At 75.2% G+C, this 12,656-nt stretch carries 11 protein-coding genes; 9 read left to right on the top strand and 2 right to left on the bottom strand.

Annotated elements, in window-relative coordinates; translation table 11 throughout:
• The 3 genes from ACIWVC_RS32220 to ACIWVC_RS32230 form a co-directional block, all read left to right on the top strand.
• The coding region (locus ACIWVC_RS32220) for a PhoH family protein (protein WP_396454998.1) at positions 1-327 on the top strand (327 nt) is incomplete at its 5' end.
• Positions 324-800: an rRNA maturation RNase YbeY gene (ybeY, locus tag ACIWVC_RS32225; protein WP_396445193.1), complete on the top strand. Its 477-nt coding sequence runs from the start codon at positions 324-326 to the stop codon at positions 798-800. The genes ACIWVC_RS32220 and ybeY, both read left to right, overlap by 4 nt.
• Positions 800-2,131 carry a hemolysin family protein gene (locus ACIWVC_RS32230; protein WP_396445192.1) on the top strand — a complete coding sequence of 444 codons (1,332 nt, stop codon included), beginning with the start codon at positions 800-802 and terminating at the stop codon, positions 2,129-2,131. The genes ybeY and ACIWVC_RS32230 overlap by 1 nt, the downstream gene beginning before the upstream one ends.
• 27 nt (positions 2,132-2,158) lie before the next feature.
• On the opposite strand, the gene ACIWVC_RS32235 is transcribed toward ACIWVC_RS32230, so the two are convergent.
• A complete protein-coding gene (locus ACIWVC_RS32235) occupies positions 2,159-2,491 on the bottom strand; it encodes a cytidine deaminase (RefSeq protein ID WP_396445191.1) in 333 nt (110 codons plus the stop codon).
• 101 nt (positions 2,492-2,592) lie between these two features.
• On the opposite strand from ACIWVC_RS32235, the gene ACIWVC_RS32240 reads away from it, so the two are divergent.
• The 3 genes from ACIWVC_RS32240 to era all read left to right on the top strand — a co-directional run bounded on the left by ACIWVC_RS32240 (position 2,593) and on the right by era (position 9,117).
• The gene (locus tag ACIWVC_RS32240) at positions 2,593-4,719 is read left to right on the top strand and encodes an MMPL family transporter (protein WP_396445190.1); all 2,127 of its coding nucleotides are present in this window, start codon (positions 2,593-2,595) and stop codon (positions 4,717-4,719) included.
• Positions 4,720-4,769: 50 nt separating this feature from the next.
• Positions 4,770-8,096 (top strand): ATP-binding protein, encoded by a 3,327-nt coding sequence (locus ACIWVC_RS32245; protein ID WP_396445189.1) that lies wholly within the window; start codon positions 4,770-4,772, stop codon positions 8,094-8,096.
• Positions 8,097-8,220: 124 nt separating this feature from the next.
• A complete protein-coding gene (gene era, locus ACIWVC_RS32250; protein ID WP_396454999.1) occupies positions 8,221-9,117 on the top strand; it encodes a GTPase Era in 897 nt (298 codons plus the stop codon).
• Here the strand turns inward: era and ACIWVC_RS32255 are convergent.
• Positions 9,108-9,881 (bottom strand): hypothetical protein, encoded by a 774-nt coding sequence (locus tag ACIWVC_RS32255; protein ID WP_396445187.1) that lies wholly within the window; start codon positions 9,879-9,881, stop codon positions 9,108-9,110. The genes era and ACIWVC_RS32255 overlap by 10 nt on opposite strands.
• Positions 9,882-9,981: 100 nt before the next feature.
• Here ACIWVC_RS32255 and ACIWVC_RS32260 point away from each other — a divergent pair, with 100 nt between their 5' ends.
• The 3 genes from ACIWVC_RS32260 to ACIWVC_RS32270 all read left to right on the top strand — a co-directional run.
• Positions 9,982-10,593 carry a hypothetical protein gene (locus ACIWVC_RS32260; protein ID WP_396445186.1) on the top strand — a complete coding sequence of 204 codons (612 nt, stop codon included), beginning with the start codon at positions 9,982-9,984 and terminating at the stop codon, positions 10,591-10,593.
• A gap of 1 nt (position 10,594) precedes the next feature.
• On the top strand, positions 10,595-11,368 hold the full coding sequence (gene ddaH, locus ACIWVC_RS32265; protein ID WP_396445185.1) for a dimethylargininase: 774 nt from the start codon (positions 10,595-10,597) through the stop codon (positions 11,366-11,368).
• A 243-nt stretch (positions 11,369-11,611) separates the two neighbouring features.
• On the top strand, positions 11,612-12,656 hold a 1,045-nt coding region (locus ACIWVC_RS32270; RefSeq protein WP_396455000.1), incomplete at its 3' end, for a 2-isopropylmalate synthase.

The following is a 12,656-nucleotide window of genomic DNA, read 5'->3' on the forward strand; positions in this document are numbered from 1 at the left end:
TTCATCATCCTCGACGAGGCGCAGAACACCTCGCCCGAGCAGATGAAGATGTTCCTCACCCGGCTCGGCTTCGGGTCGAAGGTGGTCGTGACCGGCGACGTCACCCAGGTCGACCTGCCGAGCGGGCAGACCAGCGGGCTCCGCGTCGTCCAGGACATCCTGGAGGGCGTCGAGGACATCGACTTCTGCCGGCTGAGCAGCCGCGACGTCGTCCGGCACAAGCTCGTCACCGACATCGTCGACGCCTACAACCGGTGGGACGAGGCGCGCGTGCCGGAGCTCAAGCAGGGCCCCCGCGGAGGGTCCCGCAAGCGGGGGCGGCAGTGACCGTCGAGGTGCTGAACGAGTCGGGCGTCCAGGTCGACGAGCAGGCGATCGCGGCGCTGTCCCGGCACGTCCTCGACGGGATGCGCGTGCATCCGCTGGCGGAGCTGTCGGTCCTGCTGGTCGACGAGGCCGCGATGACCGAGCTGCACGAGAAGTGGATGGACGAGCCCGGCCCGACCGACGTGCTCTCCTTCCCGATGGACGAGCTGCGCCCCGGCCACATGTCGGGCGGCGCCGACGAGGACGGCGAGACCGACCCGGGGCTGCTCGGCGACGTCGTCCTGTGCCCGGCGGTGGCGGAGCGGCAGGCGCGGTCGGCGGGGCACAGCACCGAGGACGAGCTGGAGCTGCTGTGCGCGCACGGCATCCTCCACCTCCTCGGCTACGACCACGCCGAGCCGGAAGAGCACCGGGAGATGTTCGGCCTGCAGGCCGAGCTGCTCACCTCCTGGCGGGAGAAACGCGGCGGCTGATGAGCACGACGCAGGCGTGGCTGTCCGCCCTGGCGGCGGGCCTGGTCTTCATGGCGGGCCTGCTGGCCGGCACCGAGACGGCGCTCGCCCGGGTCTCCCGCGTCACCGTCGACGAGGTCGTCCGCGAGGGGCGGCGCGGCGCGCGCAAGCTCGCCGAGGTCGTCGCCGACCCGGCCCGCTACGTCAACATGGTGCTGCTGCTGCGGATCGGCTGCGAGCTGGTCGCCACCGTGATCGTCGCGGACCTGTGCATCTCCTGGCTGGACGAGACGTGGCGCGCCTACGTCACCGCCGCCGCGATCATGATCGTGGTCAGCTACGTGGTGATCGGCGTCGGCCCCCGCACGCTCGGCATCCAGCACGCCGACCGGATCGCGCTCGCGGGCGCCGCGGTGATCCACCCGGTGACCCGGGTGCTCGGGCCGCTGCCCGCGCTGCTGATCGCGCTCGGCAACGCGCTGACGCCCGGCAAGGGGTTCCGGGAGGGCCCGTTCGCGTCCGAGGCGGAGCTGCGCGACCTCGTCGACCTCGCCGAGCAGCGCGAACTGATCGAGCCGGTCGAGCGGGAGATGATCCACTCGGTGTTCGAGCTGGGCGACACCCTCGTCCGCGAGGTGATGGTGCCGCGCACCGACATCGTGTTCATCGAGCGCACGAAGACGCTGCGGCAGGCGATGTCCCTCGCGCTGCGCAGCGGGTTCTCCCGCATCCCCGTCGTCGGCGAGAACGAGGACGACGTCGTCGGCATCGCCTACCTGAAGGACGTCGTCCGCCGCGCGCAGGAGCACCCCGAGGGCGAGTCCACCGAGACGGTCGACTCGGTCATGCGCCCGGCCACCTACGTGCCCGACAGCAAGCCGATCGACGAGCTGCTGCGGGAGATGCAGGCCCGGCAGACGCACGTGGCGATCGTCATCGACGAGTACGGCGGCACCGCCGGGCTCGTCACCATCGAGGACATCCTGGAGGAGATCGTCGGGGAGATCACCGACGAGTACGACCGGGAGATCCCGCCGGTCACCCGGCTCCCGGACGGCTCCGCCCGCGTCACCGCCCGCCTCCCCGTCGAGGACCTCGCCGAGCTGTTCGACGTCGAACTCGACGCCGAGGACGTCGAGACGGTCGGCGGCCTGCTGGCGCACGCCCTCGGCCGCGTCCCCATCGAGGGCTCCACGGCGGAGGTCGGCTCCGGCGAGGGCGGCCCCGTCCTCTCCCTCAAGGCCGAGACCATCGCCGGCCGCCGCAACCGGATCGGCACGGTGCTGGTGAAGAGGCTGGGCGCCACCGCGGCGGACGCGCCGGCGGCCGGGGAGTCCGACCGGTCCCGCTGACCCGCCCGGTCGGCGGCCGGTGCCCGGTCAGAGGGTGGTGCGCAGCGTGCCGTCGGGGGCGGCCACCAGTACGGGGGCCTTGGGCCCGAGGTCGCGGACGGCCTGGACGTCGGACGGGTCGGGCGCGCCGGCGGCCGTCACCACGGCCGCGGCCTCCAGGTCCTCGGCGCCGCTGGACACGGCCATCGCCACGGCGGCCTTGAGGGCGGAGAGCTTGAGCGACGGCAGGTCCACGCTCGTGGCGTTGTAGGTGCGGCCCGTCTCGTCGCGCACGGCCGCGCCCTCGGCGGCGCCCGTGCGGGCCCGCGCCGACCTGGCCAGGGTGATGATCTTGGCGTCCTCGGGGTTCAGCTCGCTCACGCCGCCAAGCGTACGGGGTCGCTCGCAAGTCAGCGCCAAGTGGGCGGCAAGGGCCCCGCGCGACCCTCGGACGGTCAGACAAGCCGATTCGGGGAGTGAACATGTCCCGTCTGCTCTACCGCCTGGGAAGGTCCGCGGCGCTGCGGCCCTGGCGGTTCATCGTGGTGTGGCTGGCGCTCGTCGCGGCCGTGGCCGGTTTCGCCGGGGTCGCGGGCGGCGCCCTGCACGACGACTACACGCTGGCGGGGTCGGGGTCCCAGCGGGCCACGGACCTGCTGAGGGAGCGGTTCCCGGCGCTGTCGGGCGCGGACGCGCGGGTCGTCGTCCACGCCGATTCGGGGACGGTCGACCGGGCGAAGCTGGCCGCGGCGGCCGGTGAGCTGGCGAAGCTGCCGCACGTGAGCGAGGTGAGCCCGGCGCAGCCGAGCCCGGACGGGGCGACCGCGCTGATCACCGTCCGGTACGCGGTGCCCGTCACGGACCTGGCGCCCGAGGAGACGCTCGACCGGCTGCGGTCGGCGACGCGGGGGCTGGCCGGGTACCAGGTGGAGTTCGGCGGGCAGGTGCCGGAGAACGTCATGGCGCCCGGCGGCCTCGCCGAGGCGATCGGGATCGTGGCCGCGCTGGTGATCCTGTTCCTGGCGTTCGGGTCGGTGGTGGCGGCCGGGCTGCCGCTGGCGGTGGCCTTGGCCGGGCTCGGCGCGGGCGTGTCCGGCATCACGCTGCTGGCCGCGGTCACCGACGTGGCCACGACCGCGCCGACCCTGGCGACCATGGTCGGGCTCGGCGTCGGCATCGACTACGCGCTGCTCATCCTCACCCGGCACCGCGAGGGGCTCGCCGCGGGCATGGACGTGCCGGAGGCGGCGGGACGGGCCATCGCGACCGCCGGGCAGTCGGTGCTGTTCGCCGGGGTCACGGTGCTGCTCGCGCTGTGCGGGCTGGTGCTGTCCCGCATCCCGGTCTTCATGACCATGGGCTTCACGACCGGCCTCGTCGTCGCGGCGACCGTGCTGAGCGCGGTCACCCTGCTGCCGGCGGTGCTGGGGCTGGCCGGGCGGCGGGTGCTGCGCCGCCGCGACCGGGCCGCCGGCGCGGCGATCGCGGTCGGGTCGCCGCGGGTGCGGCGCTGGGCCGCGCACGTCGGGCGGCGCCCGTGGCCGTGGCTGCTGGCCGCGTCGGTGCTGATGCTCGCGCTGGCCGCGCCGGCGCTCGCCATGCGGACCTGGCCGAGCGACGCGAGCAGCGAGCCGGCGTCCAACACCGTCCGGAAGGCCTACGACCTGGTCGCCGACGCCTACGGGCCCGGCGCGAACGGGCCGCTGCTCGTCACCGTCGACCTGCGGGAGACCGATGCCGGCGCCCTGCCGGGGCTGGGGCGGCGGCTGGCCGGGACCGACGGCGTCGCCGCCGTCGCGCCGCCGGTGACGTCCCCGCACGGCGACGCCGCGGTGATCGTGGTCACCCCGGAGTACGGGCCGCAGGACGCGCGGGTGACCGGCCTCGTCGACCGGATCCGCGCGGACGCGCTGCCGCCCGGCGCGGAGATCACCGGGCTGACCGCCATCTACGTGGACCTCTCCCGGGTGCTGTCCGACCGGCTGTGGCCGGTGATCGGCGTCGTCGTCGCCACGTCCTTCGTCATGCTGATGATCGTGTTCCGGTCGCTGGTGGCGCCGCTGAAGGCCGCCGCGATGAACCTGCTGTCGATCGCCGCCGCGTACGGGGTGCTGACCGCCGTGTTCCAGTGGGGCTGGGGCGCCGGGCTGCTCGGGCTGCCGCACAGCGTCCCGGTGTCGTCGTTCATCCCGCTGCTGCTGTTCGCGGTCCTGTTCGGGGTGTCGATGGACTACGAGGTGTTCCTGCTGTCGCGGGTCAGGGAGGAGTGGCTGCTGCACGGCGACGCGCGCGGCTCGGTCACCTCCGGCCTCGCCGCGACGGGCCGGGTCATCTCCAGCGCGGCGCTGATCATGGTGGCGGTGTTCCTCGGCTTCGCCGCCGACCCCAGCCTGGTGATCAAGCAGATGGGGGTGGGCCTCGCGGTCGCGGTGGCGCTGGACGCGACCGTCGTGCGGCTCGTGCTGGTGCCCGCGGCGATGACGCTGCTCGGCCGGGCCAACTGGTGGCTGCCGCGCCCGCTCGCCCGCGTCCTGCCGGAGATCGACCCGCACGGCGGCGCCGCCCCCGCGGCCGCGGATGCGCGGGAGCCCGAACCCAGCCGCGCGTAGCGGGGAGTGATCGCGATGGGGGGACATGTCCCGGTTAGGCTGGTCGGGACATGTCGCCTGTCGTACGCGTGCTCGGATCCTTCGGCGCCGAGGTGGCGGGGGAGCCCGCCGACCTCGGCGGTCCGCGGCAGCGCTCGGTGCTGGCGCGGCTCGTCGCCGCGCGGGGCCGGATGGTGCCCGCCGAGCGGCTCGTCGACGACCTGTGGGCGGAGGCGGCGCCGCCGCGCGCCGCGGCCGGCCTCCAGTCGTTCGTGTCGCACCTGCGGCGCGCCCTCGAACCGGACCGCCCGCCCCGCACGCCCGCGCGGATCCTGGTCACCGAGCCGCCCGGGTACGCGCTCCGGCTGCCGGACGGCGCGGTCGACGCGTGGCGGTTCGACGCGCTGATCGACGCGGCCGCCGACGCGCTGGAGGCCGATCCGGCCGGCGCCCGGCGCAGCGCGGAGGCGGCGCTCGCCGAATGGCGCGGCCCCGCCTACGCCGAGTTCGCGGACCTGCCGTGGGCCGCCGCCGAGGCCGCCCGCCTGGACGAGCGGCGCCGCCTCGCCGCCGAGCGCCGCGCCGACGCCATGCTCCGGCTCGGCGCCGCCGCCGAGGCCGTCCCCGACCTGGAGGCGCACGCCGCCGCCAACCCGCTGCGCGAGGAGGCGTGGCGGCTGCTCGCCCTCGCCCTCTACCGCGCCGGGCGCCAGGGCGACGCCCTCGGGGCGCTGCGCCGCGCCCGCGCGGTCCTCACCGAGGAGCTCGGCGTCGACCCCGGCCCTGCCCTGCGCCGGCTGGAGGCCGCCATCCTCGCCCAGGCCCCGGAGCTCGGGCAGCCGGAACCGGTGCGCCCCGTCCTGCGGCTCGCGCCCGAACCCGCCGAGCAGCCCGCCTTCGTCGGGCGCGCCGCCGAACTCGCCCGCCTCGCGGACGCGGCCCGCGAGGCCGCGGCCGGGCGCGGCGGCGCCGTCCTCGTCGCCGGCGACGCGGGCATGGGCAAGACCGCGCTCGCCGAGCGGTTCGCCGCGGACCTCGCCGAGCAGGGCTGGACGTGCGCGTGGGGCCGGGCGCCCGAGACCGGCGGCGCGCCCGCGGCCTGGCCGTGGGCCGAGCTGCTGCGCGACCTCACCGCCGCCGCGCCGCCCGCCGCCGGCCTCGCCGGCCGCCTCGCCCCGCTGCTGGACGACGCCGCCACCGGCCCCGGCGGCGCCGACGTCACCACGGGGCGGTTCCGGCTCCACCTCGCCGTCGGCGACTACCTCACCGGGCTCGCGGACACGGCACCGCTGCTGCTCGTCCTCGACGACCTGCACTGGGCCGACGAGGAGACCCTCGCCCTGCTCGTGCGGCTCGCCGGGCGGCTGCGGGACCGCCGCGTCCTGCTGGTGGCCACGTTCCGGCAGACCGAGGTCGCCGAGGGCCTCGCCGCCGCGCTCGCGGCCCTCGCCCGGCACGAACCCGTCCGGATCGACCTCGGCGGGCTGTCGCCGGACGAGGTCGCCGTCCTGGTCCGCGCCACCTGCGCCACCCGCCTGGACGCCGCGGAGCTGTCCGCCATCGCCGAGCGGACCGGCGGCAACCCCTTCTTCACCCGCGAGACGGCCCGGCTCCTGGACGCCGAGGGCCTGCCCGCCGCGACCCGCCGGGTGCCCGCCGGCGTCGGCGACGTGCTGCGCCGCCGGATCGCCCGGCTGCCGGAGCCGGCCCGCGCCGTGCTGCGGGACGCCGCCGTCATCGGCCGCGACGCCGACCTGCGCGTCCTCGCCGAGCTGGCCGGGGACGAGGAGACGGTGCTGGACGCCGTCGAGGCGGGGCTGAGCAGCGGCCTGGTCACCGAGCCCGCGCCGGGCCGGATGCGGTTCGCGCACGCCCTCGTCCGCGACACCCTCTACGCCGGGCTGTCCCGGGCCCGCCGCACCCGGCTGCACGGCCGCGTCGCCGCCGCCCTGGAGCGGCACACGCCCGATGAGGCCGCCGCGCTCGCGCACCACTACCTGGAGTCCGGCGCCGAGCCGGACAAGGCCGTCCGCTACGCGAAGCGCGCCGCCGCGGCCGCCGAGGCGCGCTTCGCGCACGGCGCCGCCGCCGACCTGTGGGCCCGCGCCGTCGACACGCTGCGGGCGCGGGGCCCCGGCGCGACCCGCGAGCGGCTGGAGGCGGAGGCCGCCGCGATCCGCGCCGGCGCGCTCGCCGGGCAGATCGTCGCCGCCCGCGAGCGGCGGCTGGCCGCGATCGCCGACGCCCGCGCCTTCGGCGACGTCCGGCTGCTCGCCCGCATCATCGCGAGCTTCGACGTCCCCACGCTGTGGACGAGCCGCGAGTACGGCACCGTCGACCACGCCGTCGTGGAGGCCACCGACGAGGCGCTCGCGCGGCTCCCCGCCGACGAGGCCGAGCTCCGCGTCCGGCTGCTGACCACCCTCGCGATGGAGCTGGAGGGCGAGCAGCACGACCGCGGCCTCACCGCGTCCGACGAGGCCATCGCCACGGCGCGGCGCCTCGGCGTCCCCGAGCTGCTCGCCGCCGCGCTGAACGGCGGCTACATCAACGGGTACCGGGACGCGGACGGCCTGCACCGCCGGCGCCGGCTCGCCACCGAGCTGCTCGGCCTCGCCGCCGAGCACGACCTCGGCACCTACCTCGTCCTCGCGCACCTGCAGCTCCAGCAGGTCGCCGTCGCCGCGCTCGACCTGCCGGCCGCGCACCGCCACCTGGTCGAGGGCAGGCGCCTCGCCGAGCAGTACGGCCTGCCGCTGCTCGCCCAGATCGCCGGCTGGCACGCCGGGCTGGCGCTCGCCTTCGCCGCCCGCTTCGACGAGGCCGAGCGCGCCTACGAGGAGATCGGCGGCGCCATCGGCCGCACCGGGATCTGGTTCAGCGAGCAGGGGATGGTGTTCGTCGGGATCTTCTGCCTGCGGCTCGTGCAGGGCCGCGCCGGGGAACTGGTGGACGGCGCCGCGTGGCTGCACCGGCAGTGGAGCCACGTCGAGGCCACCGCCGACATCCACGCCCTCGCCCTCGCCTCCGCCGGGCGCACCGCGGAGGCGCGGCGGGTCGCCGCCGGCACCGGTCCCGTCCGGCGCGACTACTTCTACGACCTCACCATGGCGGTCCGGGCGCTGCGCGCGATCGCCCTCGGCGAGCGCGCGCTGGCCGAGGAGGTCTACACGGCGCTGCTGCCCTACGAGGGGCACGTCAGCGGCGGCTCGACCGCCGTCGCCACCCTCGGGCCCGTGGCGCAGGTCCTCGGCGACCTCGCCGTCTTCCTGGAACTCCCCGCCGAGACCGCCGCCGCCCACTACCGCAGGGCCGCCGAGGTGGCCCGCCGCCTGGGCGCCGCCCGCTGGGTCGAGGACGCGACCGCCGCCCTCGACCGCCTGGGCGCCGCGGCATGACCGGGAGACCGTCCCGGCGCGACTACACTTGCCGTCACACCAGCCGTCGCAGCCTCCGGCCGCGATCGCACCGCGGTTCCCGACGACGGAGGGCCGCCAGGGCCCGGAGGAGGGGGACACCGCGATGACCATGCGCGCCGGGTTCGCGTGCTTCATCGGGCGGCCGAACGTCGGCAAGTCGACCCTGATGAACGCCCTCGTCGGGACCAAGGTGGCGATCACCAGCAGCCGCCCGCAGACGACGCGGCGGGCCATCCGCGGGATCGTGCACCGGCCGGACGCGCAGCTCGTCATCGTCGACACGCCCGGCCTGCACAAGCCCAGGACGCTGCTCGGGGAGCGCCTCGACAGCCTGGTCCGGTCGACGCTGACCGAGGTCGACGTGATCGGCTTCTGCGTCCCCGCCGACCAGCCGGTCGGGCCCGGCGACAAGTACATCGCGCGGGAACTGGCCGCGGTGAAGAAGACGCCGGTGGTCGCGATCGTGACCAAGACCGACCTGGTCGCGCCCGAGCGGGTCGCCGAGCAGCTCCTCGCCGTCGGGCGGCTCGGCGAGTTCGCCGACATCGTGCCGTGCTCCGCGGCGGACGGGTTCCAGGTCGGCCTCGTCGGCGACCTGCTGATCTCCCACCTGCCCGAGGGCATGCCGCTCTACCCGGAGGGCGACCTCACCGACGAGCCCGAGCAGGTCATGATCAGCGAGCTGATCCGGGAGGCGGCGCTGGAGGGCGTCCGCGACGAGCTGCCCCACTCGATCGCCGTGGTGGTGGACGAGATGGCGCCGCGGGAGGGCCGCGACGACCTCGTCGACGTCTACGCGCACCTGTACGTCGAGCGGCCCAGCCAGAAGGGCATCATCATCGGGCACAAGGGCTCGCGGCTCCGCGAGGTCGGCGCGGCGGCGCGGCGGCAGATCGAGGCGCTGCTCGGCACGAAGGTGTTCCTCGACCTGCGCGTCAGCGTCCTCAAGGACTGGCAGCGCGACCCGAAGCAGCTCCGCCGCCTCGGGTTCTACGACTGATCCTTCCCCGGCTCGGGCTCGGGCTCGGGCCGCGGCGCCGGGTGCGGGGGCTCCTCCGGCCCGTCCGGCCCCCGGCCCCACGCCCGGTCCTCGTCGGGCCAGGCGGCGGCCTCGCCGGGCTGCTCCGGGTAGGCGTACTGCGGCTCGTACCGGTGCGGGGCGGGCCGCTGCGAGCGCGCCACCCGCTCGCCGATCGGGCGGGCCAGGCTGAAGCCGATCACGAACAGGGACGCGACGACCGCCAGGTACCAGCCGTAGCGGACGGTGATCTGGTAGCCGAGGTCCAGGCCGGTCTCGGGCAGGTCGTCGCGGACGTCGCCGAGCCGCAGCACGAAGATGCCGCAGACCAGCAGCGCCAGCGCCCCCGGGACGGCGGCGAGCCCGCCGATCCGCGAGTCCCGGCCGATCAGGTCCCAGAAGGCCAGCGCGATCGCGATGACCGCCAGCACGGGGACGGCGAGGACCATGTCGTCGGCGTCGATGCCGGCCACGCTGCCGAGGTCGCGGCTGAGCGTCCGGCCGAACAGCTCCAGGACGGCGTCCGCGTGCGCCCACGGCAGGAACGCCGACACGAGCAGCGCGGACGCGGAGGCGATCACGGCGATGATCCACGGGGCACCGCGCCGCTGCGCGGGCGGCTGCGGGGGCGGCTGCGCGGCGGGCTCTGCCGGATCGCCCGCGGGCGGCGGATAGCCGTCGACTGGCGGCAGGAAGGACGGGCGCGAGCGCGCGCGTCCCGCGTCGGAACCCAGGTCACCGGTCATGAACCCAGCGTAAGGGCAGGGACGGCATTGCCCGGGACGGCCACGTCGGGGCCCGCGGATCGGTACGTTGGACAAAGTCCGTTATGGGAGGAGAACCCCGGTGTTGCTCGTTTTCGGCCTGACGGCGGTGTTCCGTACGGTCAGCGAGGGGACGTTCCACTGCCCGCAGTGCGGCGGCGACCGCGCCTACCGCAGGCGCGCCGGGCGCCGCTGGTTCTCGGTGTTCTTCGTCCCGATGGTGCCGCTGTGGCGGCTCGGCCACGCCGTGGAGTGCCGGAAGTGCCGCGGCCGGTTCCCCGTCTCGGCGCTGCGGACGCCGACCGCGCAGCAGATGGCCGAGACGCTCGCCGCGGGGATGCGCGCGGCGGCCGCGCTGGTGCTGCGGGCCGGCGACCCGTCGAACGCGGCGGCCCGCGCCCGCGCGATCGCGACGGTCACCGGGTACGGCGAGCCCGACTACGACGCGGAGGCCGTGCAGGCCGACCTCGCGCTGCGCCGCACGTTCCTGGAGCGGGAGGTCGTGCGGGCCGGGGCCCAGCTCGCGGTGGAGGCCAAGGAGTGGTTCCTCGCCCAGGCCGTCCGCATCGGCCTGGCGGACGGGCCGCTCGGCGAGGGCGAGCGGCGGGCCCTGCACGCCATCGCGGATCTGCTCGGCATGTCCCGCGCGTACGCGCTGGGCGTGATCGTGACCACGGAGGGGGCGTCGCACTGACATGGAGGGCGCTGACAGGCAGGCGGCGGGCACGGCGCTGGTCCGCCCGCCCGGGCCGCGGATCGCCGAGGGGATCGTCACGCACGCCGAACCCCGCCCGGTGGACGCCGCGCTCGCGGCGCGCCAGCACGAGGCGTACGTCGCGGCGCTGCGCTCGGCGGGCTGGCTGATCCGCGCGGTCCCGCCCGCCGACGACCACCCCGACGCGGTGTTCGTCGAGGACGCGCTGGTCGTCTCCGGCGACGTCGCGATCGTGTGCCGGTCGGGGGAGGAGCGCCGCCGGGGCGAGCGCGCGGGCGCGGAGCGGGCGGCGCGCGAGCTGGGCCTGCGGATCGAGCGGATCAAGGCGCCGGGCACCCTGGACGGCGGCGACGTGCTGAGCGTAGGCGACACCGTCTACGTGGGGCGCGGCGCCCGCACCAACGAGGAGGGCATCTGCCAGCTCGCGCACCTGCTGGGCGGGCGGAAGGTCGTCCCGGTGGACACCCGCGGCTGCCTGCACCTGAAGTCGGCGCTGACCGCGCTGCCGGACGGCGGCCTCATCGGCATGCCGGACATGGTGGACACCTCGGTGCTGCCGTGCATGCGCGTCGCCCCCGAGCCGTCGGGCGCCCACGTGGTGATCCTCGGACCCGGCCACGTCCTGATGGCGGCCTCCGCGCCGCGCACGGCGGCGCAGCTGGCCGCTGACGGCCTGCGCGTCACCAGCGTCGACATCAGCGAGTTCGAGGCGCTCGACGGCTGCGTGACCTGCCTCTCCGTCCTCGTCCCCTGACCCCGGCGGGGAATGCCCCGGGCTCCGGGGAGCGTTCGGTGAGACGGAGGAGGCCCCTGTCGTCTCAGCATCCGGACGCCGGTTTCCGTAACCCGGATGGCATCTGTTAACTTGGCGAGCGTGTTGCGTGAGCTGCTCCTCCTTAGCGGCCGCAGCGGGGGCCTGTAGAACAGGTCGGCTCCCTCGCTGCGGGACTTTGACGTGGACGTCGGCCGCGAGGTTCGAGCAGAGAGATCTCAACGGATGTATCCGCAACAGCAGTCTTCCGGCATGCCCTTCCAGCGCTACCGCCCGTTCGAGCCGATCAGGCTGGCGGACCGCACCTGGCCGGACGCCGTCATCACCGAGGCGCCGCGCTGGTGCGCCGTCGACCTGCGGGACGGCAACCAGGCCCTGATCGACCCGATGGACTCCCACCGCAAGCTCAAGATGTTCGAGCTGCTGGTACGGATGGGCTACAAGGAGATCGAGGTCGGGTTCCCGGCGGCCAGCCAGACCGACTTCGACTTCGTCCGGCAGATCATCGAAGAGGACCGGATCCCCGGCGACGTCGTCATCCAGGTGCTGACCCAGGCCCGGCCCGAGCTGATCGAGCGGACCTTCGAGGCGGTGCGCGGCGCCAGGCAGGCGATCGTCCACCTGTACAACTCGACCAGCACGCTGCAGCGCCGCGTGGTGTTCGGCCAGGACAAGGACGGCATCACCGCGATCGCGGTCGAGGGCGCCAAGCTGTGCGCCAAGCTCGCCGAGGACATGGGCGACACCGAGATCTACTTCCAGTACTCGCCGGAGTCGTTCACCGGCACCGAGCTGGAGTACGCCGTCGAGGTCTGCAACGCGGTCAACGACGTCTGGAAGCCCACCCCCGACCGGAAGGTCATCGTCAACCTGCCGGCGACCGTCGAGATGGCGACGCCGAACGTGTACGCCGACCAGATCGAGTGGATGAACCGGAACCTCGCCTACCGCGACTCCGTCGTCCTGTCGCTGCACCCGCACAACGACCGCGGCACGGCCGTCGCCGCCGCCGAGCTGGGCTACATGGCGGGCGCCGACCGCATCGAGGGCTGCCTGTTCGGCAACGGCGAGCGCACCGGCAACGTCTGCCTGGTCACCCTCGGCCTGAACCTGTTCACCCAGGGCGTCGACCCGATGATCGACTTCTCCGACATCGACGAGATCCGCCGGACGGTCGAGTACTGCAACCAGCTGCCCGTCCACGAGCGGCACCCCTACGGCGGCGACCTGGTCTACACCGCCTTCTCCGGCTCCCACCAGGACGCCATCA

Origin of the sequence: Actinomadura sp., from assembly GCF_044508335.1 — a bacterium.
Classification (GTDB): domain Bacteria; phylum Actinomycetota; class Actinomycetes; order Streptosporangiales; family Streptosporangiaceae; genus Spirillospora.

What these genes read in the sequence shown, in the direction of transcription:
- ACIWVC_RS32255 (WP_396445187.1), bottom strand. Translation starts at nt 9,881, where the DNA reads ATGACCGGTGACCTGGGTTCCGACGCGGGACGCGCGCGCTCGCGCCCG.
- ACIWVC_RS32240 (WP_396445190.1), top strand. Translation starts at nt 2,593, where the DNA reads ATGTCCCGTCTGCTCTACCGCCTGGGAAGGTCCGCGGCGCTGCGGCCC.
- ddaH (WP_396445185.1), top strand. Translation starts at nt 10,595, where the DNA reads ATGGAGGGCGCTGACAGGCAGGCGGCGGGCACGGCGCTGGTCCGCCCG.
- ACIWVC_RS32230 (WP_396445192.1), top strand. Translation starts at nt 800, where the DNA reads ATGAGCACGACGCAGGCGTGGCTGTCCGCCCTGGCGGCGGGCCTGGTC.
- ACIWVC_RS32245 (WP_396445189.1), top strand. Translation starts at nt 4,770, where the DNA reads ATGTCGCCTGTCGTACGCGTGCTCGGATCCTTCGGCGCCGAGGTGGCG.
- era (WP_396454999.1), top strand. Translation starts at nt 8,221, where the DNA reads ATGACCATGCGCGCCGGGTTCGCGTGCTTCATCGGGCGGCCGAACGTC.